This window comes from Bacillus sp. FJAT-47783, from assembly GCF_022808615.1.
Lineage (GTDB): Bacteria > Bacillota > Bacilli > Bacillales > Aeribacillaceae > Bacillus_BZ.
In genome coordinates, this window is sequence record NZ_JAKZKS010000020.1 from 1 (window position 1) to 19,127 (window position 19,127).

At 37.4% G+C, this 19,127-nt stretch carries 19 protein-coding genes, 1 rRNA gene and 1 other annotated feature; all 20 genes read left to right on the top strand.

The window, feature by feature from the left end:
* Positions 1-208: 208 nt before the first annotated feature.
* Positions 209-323: ribosomal RNA gene (gene rrf / locus MLD65_RS13265) — 5S ribosomal RNA — on the top strand.
* Positions 324-1,269: 946 nt separating this feature from the next.
* Positions 1,270-1,950, top strand: a complete 681-nt coding sequence (locus tag MLD65_RS13270; RefSeq protein ID WP_243292354.1) for an MgtC/SapB family protein — start codon at positions 1,270-1,272, stop codon at positions 1,948-1,950.
* A 171-nt stretch (positions 1,951-2,121) separates the two neighbouring features.
* Positions 2,122-2,583, top strand: a complete 462-nt coding sequence (locus MLD65_RS13275) for a CtsR family transcriptional regulator (protein WP_347709303.1) — start codon at positions 2,122-2,124, stop codon at positions 2,581-2,583.
* A gap of 12 nt (positions 2,584-2,595) precedes the next feature.
* Entirely contained in the window at positions 2,596-3,138 is a 543-nt protein-coding gene (mcsA, locus tag MLD65_RS13280; RefSeq protein ID WP_243292428.1) for a protein-arginine kinase activator protein McsA, read from the top strand.
* Positions 3,139-3,140: 2 nt separating this feature from the next.
* Positions 3,141-4,232 carry a protein-arginine kinase McsB gene (gene mcsB / locus MLD65_RS13285; protein ID WP_243292355.1) on the top strand — a complete coding sequence of 364 codons (1,092 nt, stop codon included), beginning with the start codon at positions 3,141-3,143 and terminating at the stop codon, positions 4,230-4,232.
* On the top strand, positions 4,229-6,664 hold the full coding sequence (clpC, locus tag MLD65_RS13290; RefSeq protein WP_243292356.1) for an ATP-dependent protease ATP-binding subunit ClpC: 2,436 nt from the start codon (positions 4,229-4,231) through the stop codon (positions 6,662-6,664). Before mcsB ends, clpC begins: the two co-directional genes overlap by 4 nt.
* Before the next feature lie 130 nt (positions 6,665-6,794).
* Positions 6,795-8,171: a DNA repair protein RadA gene (gene radA, locus MLD65_RS13295; RefSeq protein ID WP_243292357.1), complete on the top strand. Its 1,377-nt coding sequence runs from the start codon at positions 6,795-6,797 to the stop codon at positions 8,169-8,171.
* A gap of 3 nt (positions 8,172-8,174) precedes the next feature.
* The gene (gene disA, locus MLD65_RS13300) at positions 8,175-9,257 is read left to right on the top strand and encodes a DNA integrity scanning diadenylate cyclase DisA (protein WP_243292358.1); all 1,083 of its coding nucleotides are present in this window, start codon (positions 8,175-8,177) and stop codon (positions 9,255-9,257) included.
* Positions 9,258-9,473: 216 nt separating this feature from the next.
* Positions 9,474-10,565 (top strand): PIN/TRAM domain-containing protein, encoded by a 1,092-nt coding sequence (locus MLD65_RS13305; protein WP_243292359.1) that lies wholly within the window; start codon positions 9,474-9,476, stop codon positions 10,563-10,565.
* Between the two features lie 11 nt (positions 10,566-10,576).
* Positions 10,577-11,266 carry a 2-C-methyl-D-erythritol 4-phosphate cytidylyltransferase gene (ispD, locus tag MLD65_RS13310; protein WP_243292360.1) on the top strand — a complete coding sequence of 230 codons (690 nt, stop codon included), beginning with the start codon at positions 10,577-10,579 and terminating at the stop codon, positions 11,264-11,266.
* Entirely contained in the window at positions 11,266-11,748 is a 483-nt protein-coding gene (gene ispF, locus MLD65_RS13315) for a 2-C-methyl-D-erythritol 2,4-cyclodiphosphate synthase (RefSeq protein WP_243292361.1), read from the top strand. The genes ispD and ispF overlap by 1 nt, the downstream gene beginning before the upstream one ends.
* 420 nt (positions 11,749-12,168) lie before the next feature.
* Positions 12,169-13,629: a glutamate--tRNA ligase gene (gltX, locus tag MLD65_RS13320; protein ID WP_243292429.1), complete on the top strand. Its 1,461-nt coding sequence runs from the start codon at positions 12,169-12,171 to the stop codon at positions 13,627-13,629.
* A gap of 44 nt (positions 13,630-13,673) precedes the next feature.
* Positions 13,674-13,909 (top strand) — a binding site (T-box leader).
* A 160-nt stretch (positions 13,910-14,069) separates the two neighbouring features.
* Positions 14,070-14,720, top strand: a complete 651-nt coding sequence (gene cysE, locus MLD65_RS13325; RefSeq protein WP_243292362.1) for a serine O-acetyltransferase — start codon at positions 14,070-14,072, stop codon at positions 14,718-14,720.
* Positions 14,717-16,114, top strand: a complete 1,398-nt coding sequence (gene cysS / locus MLD65_RS13330; protein ID WP_243292363.1) for a cysteine--tRNA ligase — start codon at positions 14,717-14,719, stop codon at positions 16,112-16,114. The genes cysE and cysS overlap by 4 nt, the downstream gene beginning before the upstream one ends.
* Positions 16,115-16,116: 2 nt before the next feature.
* Positions 16,117-16,536 (top strand): Mini-ribonuclease 3, encoded by a 420-nt coding sequence (locus MLD65_RS13335; RefSeq protein ID WP_243292364.1) that lies wholly within the window; start codon positions 16,117-16,119, stop codon positions 16,534-16,536.
* On the top strand, positions 16,533-17,276 hold the full coding sequence (gene rlmB / locus MLD65_RS13340; RefSeq protein ID WP_243292365.1) for a 23S rRNA (guanosine(2251)-2'-O)-methyltransferase RlmB: 744 nt from the start codon (positions 16,533-16,535) through the stop codon (positions 17,274-17,276). Before MLD65_RS13335 ends, rlmB begins: the two co-directional genes overlap by 4 nt.
* 5 nt (positions 17,277-17,281) lie before the next feature.
* On the top strand, positions 17,282-17,791 hold the full coding sequence (locus MLD65_RS13345; RefSeq protein ID WP_243292366.1) for an NYN domain-containing protein: 510 nt from the start codon (positions 17,282-17,284) through the stop codon (positions 17,789-17,791).
* Between the two features lie 274 nt (positions 17,792-18,065).
* The gene (gene sigH / locus MLD65_RS13350; RefSeq protein ID WP_243292367.1) at positions 18,066-18,695 is read left to right on the top strand and encodes an RNA polymerase sporulation sigma factor SigH; all 630 of its coding nucleotides are present in this window, start codon (positions 18,066-18,068) and stop codon (positions 18,693-18,695) included.
* A gap of 65 nt (positions 18,696-18,760) precedes the next feature.
* A complete protein-coding gene (gene rpmG / locus MLD65_RS13355; protein WP_243292368.1) occupies positions 18,761-18,910 on the top strand; it encodes a 50S ribosomal protein L33 in 150 nt (49 codons plus the stop codon).
* A gap of 15 nt (positions 18,911-18,925) precedes the next feature.
* Complete coding sequence (gene secE / locus MLD65_RS13360; protein WP_243292369.1) at positions 18,926-19,108, top strand: preprotein translocase subunit SecE; 183 nt, start codon at positions 18,926-18,928, stop codon at positions 19,106-19,108.
* Positions 19,109-19,127 lie beyond the last annotated feature (19 nt).

A 19,127-nucleotide genomic window follows, 5' to 3' on the forward strand; every position in this document is an offset into this window, starting at 1 on the left:
ATGAATAGATTTCAGTGAAACGTGTTATCTAGTTTTGAGAGAATAATGTTCTCTTTTAAGACTTTCATACAAGCGAAAAGGGTTTTGAGGAGCAAGCAGTTCTAGGAACCGAAGGAGGAGGTACCGGAGCGTACATCCGTACGTGAGGATGCCGACGACTGAAGGTGACAACGAAATGCGCCGCTCATCGAAAGCCGTAAAACATAGGTCTGGTGGCGATAGCGAAGAGGTCACACCCGTTCCCATGCCGAACACGGAAGTTAAGCTCTTCAGCGCCAATGGTAGTTGGGAGTAATCCCTGTGAGAGTAGGACGCTGCCAGGCAAACGAAGAACAGCAAAAGCTGTTCTTTTTTTGTGTTTTTAAACATCGGTGCAATAAAAGAAAATCTGGTGCAATTAATGGATATGAAGTTCAATTACACCATTAAATGTGCAAATACATGATAAGTGGTGCAATAATTTTGAAGTTCGTGCAATTAAGCTTGGGATTCGTGCAATTGTTACGGAAAGTGGTGCAATTATCCTCAATGTTCGCGCAAAAACGTCCTCCAAACTATACTTAACCTACACAAAAACAGTGAAAAAGCCGTTTTTATGGCTCATCACCAAAAGGTGGGGTTGATAATTTCTATAGGATATGTACTTATCTCAATTTCCCTATTTTTTTTCAATTGTGAATATAAAATAGCTGTTTGCAATGGACAACAAAGTTATGGATTTTATGTCACCCCCAAGTTACGGTGATGAACCGTTTTTAATCATAATGTCCAAATAATTTTGTTTAATGTTATGAAAAGATATGTCAGTTATCATTTGTATTTGTGTCTCCTCGTATTTATTAGGTTTTATAATTCCTATTTTTTATTTTGAGTAAAGAATATGAATTTTTCCCCTTCATAATTTATAGCCTCCCACTAAAGCACTCTGAAATAAACGATGAATTTTTAGCATAAACTTCTTTAAAAGAGCCTTTATATAATAACTCTCATAATTTATTGCTTTTCCAATAACTCCAACGTAGCTTTAATGATGGCTATCAATAAGGTAGTGAAAATGAATGTATTTACTAACATTCTTATTACATAATCATTTTTGTCCAGTTAATACGAAACTCAATTTACATTGTGTGAATAACTTTGTTAATAGTTGGTTTACGTCTCCCCTAGGTCAAAAATTCTTGTTTATCGCAGGTGTGCAAGGCGTTAGTAATTTTGTTCGTTATGACATTCTTTGTCCTACTATTATTAAATGAAGAAGAGGTGAATCGTATGTTTCATGAATGGGAAATCATGCTGTTAAGGCTTGTAGTGGCAGCTCTTTTAAGTGGGTTTATTGGTCTTGAACGTGAAGCAAAACGACATCCTGCTGGATTTCGTACTCATTTATTAGTTGGAGTAGGGTCATGTTTAATGATGCTCTTATCTTTATATGGTTTTAATGAATATATAGAAAGCAGTAATCAAATTCAGTATGATCCTGCAAGGATACCGTCTTATGTCATTAGCGGGATAGGATTTCTTGGGGCTGGGACTATTTTAGTAAAAGGGGCCACTGTTAGAGGTTTAACAACTGCTGCATCGATATGGGTCGTTGCTGGATTAGGTCTCGTTATAGGTTCTGGTATGTATGTTTTAGCTGTTTTTGTTACCATTATAGTCTTACTTAGCCTAATTTTTCTAAATAAAATGGAGTCCATTATTTTAAAAAAATCAAATGAACGATTGATCAAAGCCGTATTACATGAGGGTGAACTAAATAAATTTGTGTATAAACTTGAATCGATGAAGGTAACAGTTGATAGAATTAATTTAACGAACAGAAAGCGAAATAAAAATAATGAAGAGGTAATGCTTCATTATGTGATAAAAGTTACCTTAAAGGAAAAAAGTGAAGTATTATCATTAATTGACCAAATAACGAAAGTAAATGGTGTAGAAAAGGTTTTTTAAACAGTGATAATGGAAATATTATGAGTGAGGCGTTTGGAGAGTTTGTTGAAATAGATGATTTCTTGAGTTGTGCTAAATAGAAAAAGCAAATATGTTGAAAAAATTTTAATATGCAATTATAGTTAAAATAAGGTCAAATATAGTCAAAGTCAATGCGAGGAGGAGGGCTGAGTGAGAAATATATCGGATATTATTGAGCAATATTTAAAGAAAGTGCTTGATATGAGTGAAAAAGAGGTTGTTGAAATTAAACGGAGTGAAATTGCTGATAAATTTCAATGTGTTCCTTCTCAAATAAATTATGTCATTAATACACGTTTTACAGTAGAACGGGGATATATTGTAGAGAGTAAAAGAGGTGGCGGAGGATATATCCGAATCATTAAAGTTAAAGCAAATGATCAAACTCAGCTCATCAATCAAATTTTATCTTTAGTTGGAAATCGGCTATCTCAAGCTGCTGCAGAAGATATTATTATTCGGCTTGTAGAAGAAGAGGTAATTTCTGAAAGAGAAGCCAAAATCATGTTAAGTGTTATTGATCGCTCTGTTATTTATATAGATATTCCAGAGAGGGATGAGCTAAGAGCAAGAATGATTCATGCGATGTTAACCTCGTTGAAATATAAATAGGGTGGTGAAATGATGATTTGTCAGGAATGTAATGAAAGACCGGCGACGTTTCATTTCACAAAAGTAGTGAATGGTGAAAAGACAGAAGTACATGTTTGTGAACATTGTGCGAAAGAGAAAGGAGACATGATGTTTTCTAATTCTGGTTTCTCCGTTAATAATTTGCTTTCTGGGTTATTAAATATCGATTCGCCATTGGCTAATAAAAGTCAAACGCTTTTTCAGAATCACAATGTGCTTCAATGTCATCAATGTAAAATGACTTATTCTCAATTTACGAAAATTGGTCGCTTCGGTTGTTCAAATTGCTATAAAACGTTTAAGCAACAACTAAATCCATTACTTAGACGTGTTCATAGTGGTAATACTGTTCATGCTGGGAAAGTGCCAAAACGAATTGGTGGAACAGCACACCTACGAAAAAAAGTTGCTCAGTTAAAAGAACAATTAAGTGAATTAATCTCGTTAGAAGAGTTTGAAAAAGCAGCTGAAATTCGTGATGAAATTCGTTATTTAGAAGCGAAGTTAGATGGTCCAAGTGAGGAGGGAATGTAAAGGTGGAATTGAAAAATTTCATTAACTCAAGTATGAGCGCTTGGATGAATCAGGAAGGCCCAGATTCAGATATCGTGTTAAGTAGTCGTATTCGCTTAGCAAGAAATTTAGAGCAATATCGATACCCAACGATATTCTCAAATGAAGAAGCAATTAATATCATCGGCATGTTTGAAGAAACATTTTCAAATAAAAGCCTAAACGGGATTGGTGAACTTGCATTGTTAAAGATGCATGAACTACAGCCAATTGAAAAAAGAGTGCTTGTTGAAAAGCATCTTATCAGTCCTTCATTAGTCGAAGATTCGATATATGGTGGAGTTCTACTATCCCAAAAAGAGAATGTTAGCATTATGATTAACGAAGAAGACCATATTCGAATCCAATGCTTGCTGCCGGGTTTCCAATTAAAAGAAGCATTAAATGTTGCGAATGGTCTAGATGATTTGATTGAGAATGAAATAGATTACGCCTATGATGAGCAATTAGGGTATTTAACAAGCTGTCCAACAAATGTCGGAACAGGCTTAAGAGCTTCTGTTATGATGCACTTGCCTGCCCTTGTATTAACTCAACAAATTAATCGAATTATTCCAGCGATTAATCAATTAGGTTTAGTTGTTAGAGGAATTTACGGGGAAGGTAGCGAAGCATTAGGTAATATATTTCAAATTTCTAATCAAATGACATTAGGTAAATCTGAAGAGGATATTGTCGAAGATTTAATTAGTGTCGTCTATCAATTAATTACCCAGGAAAGGGCAGCTCGGGAGGCGATATATAAAACGAATCAAATTCAACTTGAAGATCGAGTGTACCGCTCACTTGGAACGCTATCTCATAGTCGTATTATTCATTCGAAGGAAGCCATTCAATGTTTATCAGATGTACGATTAGGCATTGATTTAGGTATTATAGAGCATTTATCTCGAAACATTTTAAATGAGTTAATGATTCTCATACAACCAGGGTTTTTACAACAGTATTCAGGTGGTGCACTTCGTCCAGAAGAACGTGATGTCCGCCGAGCGACAGTCATACGTGAACGACTCCAATTAGAGAAAAATAAAAGATGGGAGGATGAAGAAAAATGATGTTTGGAAGATTTACAGAACGCGCTCAGAAAGTGTTAGCACTTGCACAGGAGGAAGCAGTTCGTTTAGGTCATAATAATATTGGAACGGAACATATTTTACTTGGGCTCGTTCGTGAAGGGGAAGGTATCGCTGCAAAAGCTTTACAAGCTCTAGGCTTGAGCCCGGATAAAATACAAACAGAAGTCGAAAGTTTGATTGGAAGAGGTCAAGAAATATCACAAACGATTCACTACACGCCTCGTGCAAAAAAAGTCATTGAATTATCGATGGACGAAGCGAGAAAACTTGGTCACTCCTATGTTGGAACGGAACATATTTTATTAGGTCTTATTCGTGAAGGTGAAGGTGTGGCTGCTCGTGTATTAAATAACCTTGGTGTAAGTTTAAATAAAGCACGTCAACAAGTTCTTCAATTGTTAGGAAGTAATGAGTCTTCTTCCGGTCATCAAGGCAGCTCTATGAATAATGCGAATACACCAACGCTTGATAGCTTAGCTCGTGATTTAACGTCAGTTGCTCGTGAAGGTGGTCTAGATCCGGTTATTGGACGTAGCAAAGAAATCCAGCGTGTTATTGAAGTGTTAAGTCGGAGAACAAAGAATAACCCTGTTTTAATCGGGGAACCTGGTGTTGGAAAAACTGCTATCGCAGAAGGACTAGCTCAACAAATAGTTAATAACGAAGTTCCAGAAATATTACGAGATAAACGTGTTATGACATTAGATATGGGAACGGTTGTAGCTGGGACGAAATATCGTGGAGAGTTTGAAGATCGTTTGAAAAAGGTCATGGATGAGATTCGACAAGCCGGAAATATTATCTTGTTCATTGATGAATTGCATACATTAATTGGAGCAGGTGGTGCAGAAGGTGCGATTGATGCATCGAATATTTTAAAACCAGCTTTAGCACGTGGGGAATTACAATGTATCGGTGCGACAACATTAGATGAATACCGCAAATATATTGAGAAGGATGCAGCGCTCGAACGTCGTTTCCAACCTATTCAAGTCGATGAGCCAACGGCAGATGAGAGTATTCAAATCTTGAAGGGGTTACGTGATCGATACGAAGCACATCACCGTGTTTCTATTTCCGATGACGCAATTGAAGCAGCGGTGAAATTATCTGACCGCTATATTTCCGATCGCTTCCTGCCGGATAAAGCGATTGATTTAATTGACGAAGCAGGTTCAAAAGTGCGTCTTCGTTCCTTTACAACACCGCCGAATTTAAAAGAGTTAGAGAATCAGTTAGAAGAAGTACGAAAAGAAAAGGATGCAGCCGTGCAAAGTCAAGAATTCGAAAAAGCTGCTTCATTAAGAGACTCAGAACAACGTTTACGTGAACAGCTTGAAGAGACGAAAAAGGTATGGAAAGAAAAGCAGGGCCAAGAAAACTCGGAAGTGACTGTGGAAGATATAGCACTAGTTGTTTCCAATTGGACGGGAGTTCCAGTAAGCAAGCTTGCTCAAACGGAGACGGAAAAGCTGTTAAATCTTGAAACGATTTTACATGATCGTGTGATTGGTCAAGATGAGGCTGTTGTTGCAGTGGCAAAAGCAGTCCGCCGTGCAAGAGCGGGGCTGAAAGATCCGAAGCGCCCAATTGGCTCATTTATCTTTTTAGGTCCAACAGGTGTTGGGAAGACAGAGCTTGCACGTGCTTTAGCAGAGGCTATGTTCGGTGATGAAGATGCTATGATTCGTATTGATATGTCTGAGTACATGGAAAAACACTCAACGTCAAGACTCGTTGGATCTCCTCCAGGTTATGTAGGATATGAAGAGGGAGGCCAGTTAACTGAAAAGGTTCGTCGGAAACCGTATTCAGTTGTCCTTTTAGATGAAATTGAAAAAGCCCATCCAGATGTGTTCAATATTTTACTTCAAGTATTAGAGGATGGTCGCTTAACGGACTCAAAGGGACGTACTGTTGACTTTCGAAATACAGTATTAATCATGACATCCAACGTCGGTGCGAGCGAGTTAAAACGTAACAAATACGTTGGATTTAATGTTCAGGATGAGGGTAAAGATTATAAGGACATGAAAGGGAAAGTTATGACAGAATTAAAGAAAGCCTTTCGTCCAGAATTTTTAAACCGAATTGATGAAATTATTGTCTTCCACTCCCTTGAACAACAACATTTAAAAGAGATTGCCATGTTAATGACGGACGAACTAACAAAACGATTAAAAGAACAAGATATCGAGCTTGAATTAACAGAAGCTGCAAAAGATAAATTAGCACAAGAAGGATTTGATCCGGAATACGGGGCAAGACCGTTACGCCGCGCCATTCAGAAAAATATTGAAGACCGCCTATCCGAAGAGTTGCTAAGAGGAACGATTGAAAAAGGTCGAAAAGTTATACTTGATGTTGATGCAGGAGAGTTTATTGTTCGCCCTGCTGAAAAAGTTAAATAACAACCGATGAGAGGGGCATACATACAAAACGTATGCCTCTTTTTCAACAAATAATAGCAATAACTTATAATTATTATTCATAAAAAAGCATTTTAAGCGGTATTTTAATAATGTAGAGGGGACACTTTTAATGGCAAAGCAAAAGTCTAAATTTATCTGTCAATCATGTGGTTATGAATCGCCGAAATGGATGGGGAAATGTCCTGGTTGTGGAGCATGGAATACGATGTCAGAAGAAGTTGTAAAAAAATCTACTGGACGTCGAGTTGCGTTTGCACATTCGGAGCCTACAGCTGTCAGTAAGCCAACCTCTATTAATTCGATTGAAACAGTGCAAGAACCAAGAATTAAAACGTCTTTGAAAGAGTTAAATCGGGTTTTAGGAGGCGGGATTGTCAAAGGGTCACTTGTGCTAATTGGCGGTGATCCGGGGATTGGAAAGTCGACGTTGCTACTACAAGTATCTTCCCAGTTGGCAAGCTTTAGTCACGATGTGTTATATATATCAGGTGAAGAATCAGTTAAACAAACGAAAATTCGTGCCGATCGTTTAGGAATAAAAGCTGATAAGCTCTATGTTTTAGCGGAAACAGATTTGGAATATATTTCAAAGGCTATTGATGAAACAAAACCTGCTTTTGTCGTTATTGACTCAATCCAAACCGTTTATCATAGTGACATTACATCCGCACCAGGGAGTGTTTCTCAAGTGCGTGAGTGTACGGCTGAGTTAATGCGTATCGCTAAAACAAAAGGCATTGCAATTTTTATTGTCGGCCATGTAACGAAGGAAGGGTCTATTGCAGGACCGAGATTGTTAGAGCATATGGTTGATACTGTACTGTATTTTGAAGGGGAACGTCATCATACGTACCGAATATTACGAGCAGTCAAAAACCGTTTTGGTTCAACAAATGAAATCGGTATTTTTGAAATGAAAGAAGCTGGGTTATCTGAAGTGTTAAATCCTTCTGAAATCTTTTTGGAGGAACGATCAAAAGGTGCATCGGGTTCAACCGTTGTTGCTTCAATGGAAGGTACAAGGCCTGTACTTGTCGAAATACAAGCGCTAATAGCTCCTACCAGTTTTGGTAATCCTAGACGTATGGCAACAGGTATTGACCATAATCGTATTTCTTTATTAATGGCGGTTTTAGAAAAGAGAATAGGTCTTCTATTACAAAATCAAGATGCGTATATAAAAGTGGCTGGTGGTGTAAAATTGGATGAACCTGCGATTGATTTAGCCGTTGCGCTCAGTATTGCATCCAGTTTTAAAGACCAATCAACGAAAGCAACGGATGTATTCATTGGTGAAGTCGGGTTGACAGGAGAAGTAAGAAGAGTTTCTCGCATTGAACAACGTGTGCAAGAAGCGGCAAAATTAGGTTTTCAAAGGGTGATTCTTCCTAAAGCAAATATCGAAGGGTGGCAAGTGCCGAAAGGAGTGGAAATTGTCGGTGTCGAGAATGTGTATGAGGCACTTCAAGTTGCATTAGGGGGATAAAAAATGAATGAAAAAGATAAAAAGATGTATAAGCTTACATTACCAGAGATATTACGATTCGTAGCACCCGGAACCCCTATTCGGGAAGGAATTGAAAATGTTTTACGAGCAAAAACAGGGGGGCTCATTGTCGTTGGTTTCAATGAAAAAGTAAAACAAATGGTCGATGGAGGCTTTTATATTAATACCCCATTTTCTGCAGCCCATTTATATGAATTAGCAAAAATGGATGGTGCTATTATATTAAGTGACACGGGTAGTAAAATTTTATACGCCAATGCTCAACTAATGCCTGATCCAAAAACTCCTTCATCTGAGACTGGTATGCGTCATCGCACGGCAGAACGAGTGGCACGGCAATCAGGCTGTTTAGTTATTGCGATATCCCAAAGGAGAAATGTCATAACTTTATATTACGGAGATTTTCACTATGCTCTTCGTGATATCGGTGTTATTTTAACGAAAGCAAATCAGGCCATTCAGACATTAGAAAAATACAATTCTGTTCTTGATCAATCCATTCAACAATTAAATGCGTTAGAGCTTGAGGATATCGTCACAATGGATGACGTGATTCAAGTATTACACCGAATTGAAATGGTCCTTCGAATCAAAAGTGAAATTAACACATATGTAAATGAACTAGGTGCGGAAGGTCAGCTAATAAGGCTTCAGATGGCAGAGTTATTATCGAATATTGAGGATGAAGCGGCTCTATTGATAAAAGATTATTGTAAAGAATATGTGCAAAACCCTTCTTCCATTGTGAAACAATTACAATCGTTATCAAACCGAGAACTTTTAGATGACATTGTATTGTTAAAATTGCTTGGATTTAATTATTCGAATAGCTTAGATACACAAATGACACCAAGAGGGTTCAGGCTCCTTCATAAAATACCTAAGTTACCACCCCTTGTTATTGAAAACTTAGTGCTTTCTTTTAAAAATTTGAAACTTATTTCATCCGCATCCGTAGAACAACTAGATGACGTGGATGGAATAGGTGAAGTGCGGGCAAATAAAATTAAAGAAGGGTTAAAACGTCTTCAAGAACAATTTTGCGTAAATCGTCATTTATCTTAAATGTTTGCTGTTTTTAATATTTAACTGATATAACTAGAAGTAGCGGCATATAACAGATTGCCTAAACTTCTCTTTTTATACAGCTATATCGATAAGAGTCGAACAAAAGTTGCATTACAACTACTTTGCAGGATGTTTACATTTTCTGAAAAAATGTTTCGATCTACGTTTGAATTGATATAAAGTGTTTATAATGAATGAAAGGGAGGTGAAGGTATGTTAAAACGTATCGTTCAAGTGTTCTTCTTATTTGTCGGTGGAACTTTAGGTGTATTTTTTATACCGCAATTATTATTTCTTTTAAATTTACAACACATACCTTTTATTATGACACCATATGTACTAGCTTTATTAGGAGCGATTATTTTTTACTTCGCTACCTTCTGGTTAGTAGATTCTGTCGTCAATTGGATAAAAATTATGGAAGAAAAGCTTGTGAAAGCCCCTGTAACAGATTTATTATTCGGTAGTCTAGGATTAATATTTGGTCTTATTATTGCCTATCTTATTGGCATTTCGTTAAACGCACTTCCTTATCCTATTATCAATAATATTGTACCGATTTTCCTAACGATCCTCTTAGGCTACTTAGGCTTTCAAATCGGAAATAAAAAACGGGATGAGTTAATTAATTTTTTCTCGATTCCAAGTAGAATGAGCAAACGCAAAAATCCAATTGAAGAAGAAGTGGAAGACAAGAAAAGCCTAAAAATTTTAGACACAAGTGTTATTATAGATGGTAGGATTGCCGACATCTGCCAAACGGGATTTTTAGATGGAACCATTATTATCCCGCAATTTGTTTTGGAAGAATTGCAACATATTGCCGACTCATCTGATGTTCTTAAACGTAATCGCGGAAGGCGTGGTTTAGATATTTTGAATCGTATTCAAAAGGAACTCGCCATCAATGTTGAAATTTATGAAGGTGATTTTGAGGATATTCAAGAGGTTGATAGTAAATTGGTGAAGCTGGCTAAATTGATTTCTGGTATTGTGGTAACAAATGATTTTAATTTAAATAAAGTTTGTGAGCTGCAAGGAGTTCAAGTATTAAATATTAATGATTTGGCCAATGCTGTAAAGCCAATTGTATTACCAGGTGAAGAATTAAACGTACAAGTCATTAAAGATGGAAAGGAACATAATCAAGGTGTTGCTTATCTAGATGACGGTACGATGATTGTTGTTGAGGATGGTCGCGATTATATAGGTAAACATATTGATGTATTAGTGACAAGTGTTTTACAAACATCAGCGGGTCGTATGATTTTTGCTAAGCCGAAATTATTAGAAAAAGCGTTATAAGGGGAAAGAAAATGAAGTATCAGGTCGTCATTCCTGCTGCCGGGCAAGGAAAAAGAATGAATGCAGGAAGGAATAAGCAGTTTATTGAATTGGAATCTGAGCCAATTATCATTCATACGTTAAAAGTGTTTGAACGAGACCCTAATTGTAACGGAATTGTTCTCGTCATTAATGAAAAAGAGAGAGGCGACTTTACAGCTCTACTATCTGAATACGGCATTAAAAAGGTGCGAAAACTAGTTAAAGGTGGAGTAGAGAGACAATATAGTGTTTTTAATGGATTGCTTGAGGTGAAAAATGATGGTGTTGTTCTTATCCATGATGGGGCAAGGCCGTTTATACGAAAAGAATGTATTCAAAAGCTCGTGGAGATAGCTGCTCGCGATGGGGCTGCTGTATTAGCAGTACCAGTTAAAGATACGGTGAAAAAAGTAGTCGATTTCAGCGTGATCGATACAATTGATCGTTCTAGCTTGTGGGCTGTACAAACCCCACAAGCTTTTCGTCTTTCTGTTGTATTGGAAGCGCATAAAAAAGCTAAGCAAAACAACTTTTTAGGTACGGATGATGCAAGTTTAGTCGAACAAATAGGACATAAAATATCCGTTGTACAAGGAGATTATTTTAATATTAAAATTACAACACCAGAAGACTTGCTTTTTGCCGAAGCTATTTTGAAAAGGGAAAGAGAGGATGTATAATGTTTCGGATTGGACAAGGATTTGATGTTCATCAGTTAGCAGAAGATAGACCATTAATAATCGGGGGGATTGAAATCCCTTACGAAAAAGGGTTGCTAGGACACTCTGATGCTGATGTTCTTCTACATACTATTGCAGATGCTTGCTTAGGAGCGGTTGGTGAAGGAGATATTGGAAAGCACTTCCCAGATACTGATCCGGCTTTTAAAGATGCAGATTCAGCCAAATTATTAATGCATGTATGGGAAATTGTAAAAGAAAAAGGTTATATGTTAGGGAATATCGATTGTACGATTATAGCCCAAAAGCCGAAAATGGCCCCACATATACCACAAATACGAAAACGAATTGCGGAGCTTTTGGAAGCAGATGAAGAATGTGTGAATGTAAAGGCTACAACAACTGAAAAATTAGGGTTTACGGGGCGTGGTGAAGGAATTGCTGCGCAAGCCGTTGTGCTTCTTATGAAAAAGAATGCTTAATCTTTCAAGCTCTCCTGAAGTGAGACGCCCGCTGAAAGAAGTTTCACTTTATTGAAGCGGTATTTGGTGATAAAATAACTTTTGAATTTATCGTGCATTAATCGAAATTTGAACCTTTCTATCATGTGATAGTTACGAATGTGAAAAATCTGTAGATTTATTTTTTATTTGTATAGGAATTTATAAATTTCCAACCTATGAACAATTTTGTTCATATTTGGTTGCGTCTAGCTCTGGGCGTTAGCGGCTAGCAAACTTCCCATTTCATCCGTAACATCAGTCAACATCGACTGAACCGTCGCCCGAGTTTCCTTTATCCCCCCTGAAATGGTATAGTTTGTACGCCGCTGTAGCGAACGCCCTGCGCTTTTGTTCCTATGGAATGTTTCATACAATAAAACTTTGGAGGTGCCAATGGTCATGGCAAACAGTGAAGTAAGAGTACGATACGCCCCGAGTCCAACAGGACATTTACATATTGGAAATGCGCGGACAGCATTATTTAACTATTTATTTGCACGTAGTCAAAATGGAAAGTTTATTATTCGGATTGAAGATACAGATAAAAAGCGTAACATTGAAGGGGGAGAACAAAGTCAGTTAAAATATTTAAAATGGCTTGGGATTGATTGGGATGAAAGTATTGATGTAGGCGGTGAATACGGTCCTTATCGCCAATCTGAACGGAATGAAATATATAAAAAGTATTATGATGAGTTGCTTGAAAGAGGATTAGCTTACAAGTGTTATTGTACAGAAGAAGAGCTTGAGAAAGAGCGTGAAGAACAAATTGCACGTAGTGAGATGCCCCGATACTCTGGGAAATGTGCCCATTTAACGGATGAACAGCGCGAGGCATTTGAAAGAGAAGGAAGACAACCGAGCATTCGCTTCCGCGTACCAAAAGGGAAAGAATATAAATGGGTGGACATCGTAAAAGGTGATATTTCCTTTGAATCAGATGGAATTGGCGATTTTGTCATCGTGAAAAAAGATGGAACCCCTACTTATAATTTTGCTGTCGCAATTGATGACCATTTAATGAAAATGACTCACATCCTTCGTGGAGAAGACCATATTTCAAACACGCCGAAACAAATGATGATTTTTGAAGCGTTCGGATGGGACATTCCTGTTTTTGGTCATATGACATTAATTGTAAACGAAAACCGAAAGAAGTTAAGTAAGCGTGATGAAAGCATTATTCAATTTATTGAACAATATGCTGATTTAGGGTATTTACCAGAGGCGCTATTTAATTTTATTGCTCTATTAGGCTGGTCTCCAGTTGGAGAAGAAGAAATTTTTAATAAAGAAGAATTTATTGAAATCTTTGATGCTGAACGTCTATCAAAGTCACCTGCTGTGTTCGATACACAAAAATTAAAATGGATGAATAATCAATATTTGAAAAACCTAGACTTAGATAAAGTCGTTGACCTTGCCCTTCCACACCTTATTCGTGAAGGAAGAGTTTCAGAACAAATGACAGAAGGTGAAAAGGAGTGGGCTGTTCGCCTTATCTCTTTATATCAAGAGCAGCTAAGCTTCGGGGCGGAAATTGTGGAATTAACAGAGATGTTCTTTAATGAGGAAATCGAGTATGATGAAGAAGCAAAAGCGGTATTAGCTGAAGAACATGTTCCTGAAGTATTAAAAGCTTTTAAAGAGGAAGTTGAAGCGTTAGAAGAGTTTACAGCAGATAATATTAAAAAATCGATTAAAGCTGTGCAAAAAGCAACAGGACAAAAAGGTAAAAAACTCTTTATGCCAATTCGAGTAGCAACGACAGGACAAACACATGGACCAGAACTTCCAGTTGCCATAGAACTTTTAGGGAAAGAAAAAATTATTTCAAGATTAGAAAGTCTTTCAAGTTAACTTTTTCATGAAAATGTAATATAGTATGTATTAAATAAAGAAACGAAAAAACGTTGAGAAGGAGAAGTAAGGATATTTGGCTTTTCAGAGAAAACCTCCTTGGCTGGAAGAGGTTTAAGCTCGAATATTTCTGAAATGCCCCTTCGAGTCTTTTGTCGAATGAAATAAGTTTTTAGTAGACAAAAGCGGGACTCACCGTTACATGAGGTAAAGTTGAAGAAGCGAGTAATCTTGGATCGCTTCTTAAACAGAGTGGAACCGCGCCCAAAGCGCCTCTGTATGTCAGAGGTGCTTTTTTTGTATAGAAAAATATAAAAGAGCGAATCAGGAAGAGTATCGGATCACCACTTTTTCAGTGTTATGAGGATTTGCATATTTTCGTAAGTTGATACTTGATTTCAGTAGGGATTTTATCATGTGTATTAGGAGGGAGAGAGTAAATGTTTAAACTGTTAAAAGAGGATGTGGAGGTTATATTCGATCAAGACCCTGCTGCTCGCTCTTACTTAGAAGTTATTTTAACGTATTCTGGACTTCATGCAGTCTGGTCGCATCGAATTGCGCATGCATTGTATAAACGAAAGTTATTCTTTCTAGCTCGCATGATATCGCAAATAAGCCGTTTCTTTACCGGTGTTGAGATACATCCAGGTGCCAAAATAGGGAGACGATTTTTTATCGACCATGGAATGGGCGTTGTCATCGGTGAGACGTGTGAAATTGGTGATAATGTTACCGTGTACCAGGGAGTCACTTTAGGAGGAACAGGGAAGGAAAAAGGAAAGCGTCACCCGACAATTAAAGACAATGCGTTGATCGCTACAGGAGCAAAAGTGCTCGGTTCCATTACCATAGGGGAAAATTCAAAGATTGGCGCAGGATCTGTCGTGTTACATGATGTTCCGAATCATTCAACAGTTGTTGGGATTCCAGGAAGAGTGGTAGTCCGTAATGGCATGAAAGTCCAGAAAGATTTAGATCATTGTGACTTACCAGATCCGGTAGCAGACCGATTTAAAGAGTTAGAAGAGGAATTGGAGAAGCTAAAGTTAGAGTTAGCAAAAATGAAAGAGAAGGAGAGCGTGCGATGAGCATTCAAATTTATAATACGTTATCGCGAGAAAAAGAACCGTTTATACCGCTTGAAGAAAATAAAGTCAAAATGTACGTTTGTGGCCCGACGGTTTATAACTATATTCATATTGGAAATGCACGTCCTGCAATTGTATATGATACAGTTCGTCGCTATTTACAATATCGTGGTTATGACGTTCAGTACGTATCAAACTTTACAGATGTCGATGATAAGTTAATTAAAGCGGCGAATGAACTAGGTGAAGACGTCCCGACGATTGCCGACCGTTTTATTAAAGCATATTTTGAAGATACAACAGCGCTTGGTTGCCACAAGGCTGATATCCATCCGCGTGTAACAGAGAATATGGATATCATTATTGAATTTATCGCATCGCTAATTGATAAAGGATACGCATATGAATCTGACGGTGATGTTTATTACAAAACGAGGTCATTCGATGGATACGGGAAGCTTTCGCATCAATCGATTGATGAGTTACGTGCAGGTGCAAGAATTCAAATAGGTGAGAAGAAACAAGATCCCCTAGATTTTGCACTTTGGAAAGCGGCAAAAGAAGGTGAGCTTTATTGGGAAAGTCCTTGGGGAAAAGGACGTCCAGGATGGCATATTGAATGCTCGGCGATGGCGCGAAAATATTTAGGGGATACAATTGATATTCATGCAGGCGGGCAAGACTTAACATTTCCACATCATGAAAATGAAATTGCGCAATCTGAAGCACTCACAGGGAAGCCGTTTGCAAAATACTGGATGCATAATGGATATATTAATATCGACAATGAGAAAATGTCCAAATCATTAGGGAACTTCGTGCTTGTGCATGAAATTGTCAAAAAACATGACCCACAAGTATTAAGATTTTTTATGCTTTCTGTTCACTATCGTCATCCTATTAATTATTCGGAAGAGCTACTTGAAAGTTCAAAAAATGCCTTTGACCGATTACGTACTTCCTATTCGAATTTACAGCATCGATTAAATAGTAGTACGAATTTAACGAATAACGATGAAGAATGGCTTGAAAAAATTAATGCGTACCGCAATAAGTTTATACAAGAAATGGATGATGACTTTAATACAGCGAACGGTATTTCTGTACTCTTTGATTTAGCAAAACAAGCGAATTACTATTTAGAAGAAAAACATACTTCAGAAAACGTTATAAAAGCATTTACAACACTGTTTAACGAATTAGGGAACGTTTTAGGTGTAACTTTTGCACAAACAGAGTTATTAGACGAAGAAATTGAAGAATTAATTCAACAACGTATCCAAGCTCGAAAAGAACGGAACTTTATGTTAGCAGATCAAATTCGCGATCAGCTTAAAGACATGAATATCATTTTAGAAGATACACCGCAAGGAACAAGATGGAAAAGGGGATGAATATGTTCGAATTAGAACAGTTAAAAGATGCTAAACAGCTTAATGGTTTAGCGCTTGCTTATATGGGCGATGCCGTATACGAGGTTTATATACGGCATCATCTCCTTTCAATGGGAAATGTTAAGCCAAATAAATTGCATCAACTGTCAAAATCGTTTGTGTCGGCTAAATCTCAAGCTGCTCAATTAGAGACACTAATGGAGAGAAACTTTTTTTCTGAAGAAGAAATAGCCGTTATAAAAAGAGGACGAAATGCAAAGTCTGGGACCGTTCCGAAAAATACGGATGTTCAAACGTATCGTCATAGTACTGCGTTTGAAGCGCTATTAGGTTATCTTTATTTACAGGGGGATATAAACCGGATAAATGAAATAATAGGGGAGATTTTAGATAGAGATAAGGAAAGGAGGAACGATACATGAGTGAAGAATATATTGTTGGAAGAAATCCAGTTTTAGAGGCTTTGCGTTCGAAGCGTGATATTCACAAATTGTGGATGGCGGAGCACTCAACGAAAGGACAAGCTCAACAAATTATTTCACTTGCAAAAGAAAAAGGTGTATCGCTACAATTTGTCCCAAAGAAAAAGTTAGATCAAATGTTTACTGGTAACCATCAAGGTGTAGCAGCACAAGTAGCCGCTTATCAATATAGTGACTTTGACGATTTGTTTAAACGGGCAGAAGAAAGAAAAGAACCGCCATTTTTTATCGTTTTAGACGAAATTGAAGATCCTCATAATTTAGGGTCGATTATGAGAACGGCTGATTGTGTTGGAGCTCATGGAATCATTATTCCTAAACGTCGGTCTGTTGGCTTAACACAAGCGGTAGCAAAGGCTTCTACTGGGGCGATTGAATATATACCAGTTGCTCGCGTAACGAATTTAGCACGTACGTTAGAAGAATTAAAGGAACGTGGACTGTGGGTAGTTGGTACAGACGCAAAAGGTAAAGACGATTACCGCACTTTGGATGGAAATATGCCCATTGCACTTGTCATTGGTAGTGAAGGGAAAGGTATGGGAAGACTTGTAAAAGAGAAGTGTGACTTCTTAGTGAAGCTACCGATGGTAGGGAAAGTTACATCCCTAAATGCATCTGTAGCTGCAGGCTTGTTATTGTATGAAGTATATCGAAAGCGCCATCCGCTAGGAGAGTAGTAGCGATGAACATTCTTCTCGTTGACGGGTATAACATAATTGGAGCATGGCCAGAACTGCAAGCTTTAAAAAATGATAACTTAGAGCATGCTCGTGATTTATTAATTGAAAAAATGTCTGAGTATCAGGCTTATACGGGTTTTCAAGTCATGGTCGTTTTTGACGCTCATTTAGTAAAAGGAAACGAACGTAAATATAAGCATGCTCGTGTTGAGGTTATATTTACACGAGAAAATGAAACGGCTGATGAGCGGATTGAAAAATTAGTGAAGAAATTGTTATCAGTAAAAACAAAAGTTTACGTAGCTACTTCTGACTATACTGAGCAGTGGACCGTTTTTTCGCAAGGTGCACTGCGAAAATCTGCTCGTGAGCTACTCGTTGAGATGGAAGCGATTGAAGAGCGAATTCAAAGAAAAGTAAGAAAAGTGAAAGAAGAACGGCCTTACTCAAAAATAAATCTTTCAGATGATGTAGCGAAGCAATTTGAAAAGTGGCGAAGGGGAAATCTCTAAGGGGTATTATTGATATGTTTTACAATTCATTTTGGATTTTAGCTGATAAAAGCTACTAGATCAATACCGATTGTAGGTTTTGTAAAGTTTATTTATAAGAAGTCCAGGAGATGACATTTTTCTTTCGCTAGCAAGAAGTATATTTATGAAATCGGTGCGATTCAGTACTTATGTTTGGTTGACGCTTGTAGAATTTCTAAAGTATAATATTTCTAACAATTTCCTAATTCCGGTCGGGGGGATCTGTGTGAGAGTTAAAGGCAACAAGGGGGACATGGCAAAAAAGATTTTAAAAGGCTTTGAAGATGAGCAAATTGTAGAGCTTGTTCATCAGGGGGATAGTGATGCACTAGATTTTTTAATAACAAAATATCAAAATTTTGTGCGAGCAAAAGCAAGGTCGTATTTTTTAATTGGTGCCGATCGTGAAGATATTGTTCAAGAAGGAATGATTGGTTTATATAAAGCAATTCGAGACTTTAAAGAGGACAAGCTTACTTCTTTTAAAGCTTTTGCAGAATTGTGTATTACCCGCCAAATTATTACTGCGATAAAAACCGCAACCCGTCAAAAACATATTCCTCTGAACTCCTATGTTTCATTGGACAAACCCATTTACGATGAAGAATCAGATCGAACGTTAATGGATGTTATTACAGGTGCAAAAGTAATGGATCCTGAAGAATTGATTATTAATCAAGAAGAATTTGATGATATTGAATTAAAGATGGGAGAGCTACTCTCAGATCTTGAACGGAAAGTACTTGTCTTATACTTAGATGGACGATCCTATCAAGAAATTTCTGAAGAGTTAAACAGACATGTCAAATCGATTGATAATGCGCTTCAGCGGGTTAAGAGAAAGTTGGAACGCTATTTAGAATTGAGAGAAATAACAACTTAATGACGTTGACAGCTAAAATATCGCTATGGTACATTTTAATAGGAAAAATAGCGGTAGGTGTTATTATGCGAAAAAAAGTAATGTTAGCTTGTAAACAATGTGGGAGCCGCAACTACTCAACGATGAAGAGTGTAAATAACGCTGCGGAACGGCTAGAGATTAAAAAGTTTTGTAAAACATGCAACGCTCATACCCCTCATCTTGAAACAAAATGACTTTGGAGGTACACGATGCAGCGATTGACAAAGTTTTTTCGTAATGTTGCAAAAGAAATGAGAAAAGTCAGTTGGCCGAAAGGTAAGGAACTGACACGTTATACAATTATTGTGATTTCAACGGTAACCTTCCTTTCTGTTTTTTTTGCGGTTGTTGATTTAGGAATTTCGGAACTTATCCGTTTTATTTTTGAATAAATATTTACAAATCGTGCTA

Bases quoted from the DNA above. Each gene is read 5' to 3' on its own strand.
- MLD65_RS13270 (WP_243292354.1), top strand. From the start codon at position 1,270: ATGTTTCATGAATGGGAAATCATGCTGTTAAGGCTTGTAGTGGCAGCT.
- mcsA (WP_243292428.1), top strand. From the start codon at position 2,596: ATGATTTGTCAGGAATGTAATGAAAGACCGGCGACGTTTCATTTCACA.
- clpC (WP_243292356.1), top strand. From the start codon at position 4,229: ATGATGTTTGGAAGATTTACAGAACGCGCTCAGAAAGTGTTAGCACTT.
- radA (WP_243292357.1), top strand. From the start codon at position 6,795: ATGGCAAAGCAAAAGTCTAAATTTATCTGTCAATCATGTGGTTATGAA.
- disA (WP_243292358.1), top strand. From the start codon at position 8,175: ATGAATGAAAAAGATAAAAAGATGTATAAGCTTACATTACCAGAGATA.
- MLD65_RS13305 (WP_243292359.1), top strand. From the start codon at position 9,474: ATGTTAAAACGTATCGTTCAAGTGTTCTTCTTATTTGTCGGTGGAACT.
- ispD (WP_243292360.1), top strand. From the start codon at position 10,577: ATGAAGTATCAGGTCGTCATTCCTGCTGCCGGGCAAGGAAAAAGAATG.
- ispF (WP_243292361.1), top strand. From the start codon at position 11,266: ATGTTTCGGATTGGACAAGGATTTGATGTTCATCAGTTAGCAGAAGAT.
- gltX (WP_243292429.1), top strand. From the start codon at position 12,169: ATGGCAAACAGTGAAGTAAGAGTACGATACGCCCCGAGTCCAACAGGA.
- cysE (WP_243292362.1), top strand. From the start codon at position 14,070: ATGTTTAAACTGTTAAAAGAGGATGTGGAGGTTATATTCGATCAAGAC.
- cysS (WP_243292363.1), top strand. From the start codon at position 14,717: ATGAGCATTCAAATTTATAATACGTTATCGCGAGAAAAAGAACCGTTT.
- MLD65_RS13335 (WP_243292364.1), top strand. From the start codon at position 16,117: ATGTTCGAATTAGAACAGTTAAAAGATGCTAAACAGCTTAATGGTTTA.
- rlmB (WP_243292365.1), top strand. From the start codon at position 16,533: ATGAGTGAAGAATATATTGTTGGAAGAAATCCAGTTTTAGAGGCTTTG.
- MLD65_RS13345 (WP_243292366.1), top strand. From the start codon at position 17,282: ATGAACATTCTTCTCGTTGACGGGTATAACATAATTGGAGCATGGCCA.
- sigH (WP_243292367.1), top strand. From the start codon at position 18,066: ATGGCAAAAAAGATTTTAAAAGGCTTTGAAGATGAGCAAATTGTAGAG.
- rpmG (WP_243292368.1), top strand. From the start codon at position 18,761: ATGCGAAAAAAAGTAATGTTAGCTTGTAAACAATGTGGGAGCCGCAAC.
- secE (WP_243292369.1), top strand. From the start codon at position 18,926: ATGCAGCGATTGACAAAGTTTTTTCGTAATGTTGCAAAAGAAATGAGA.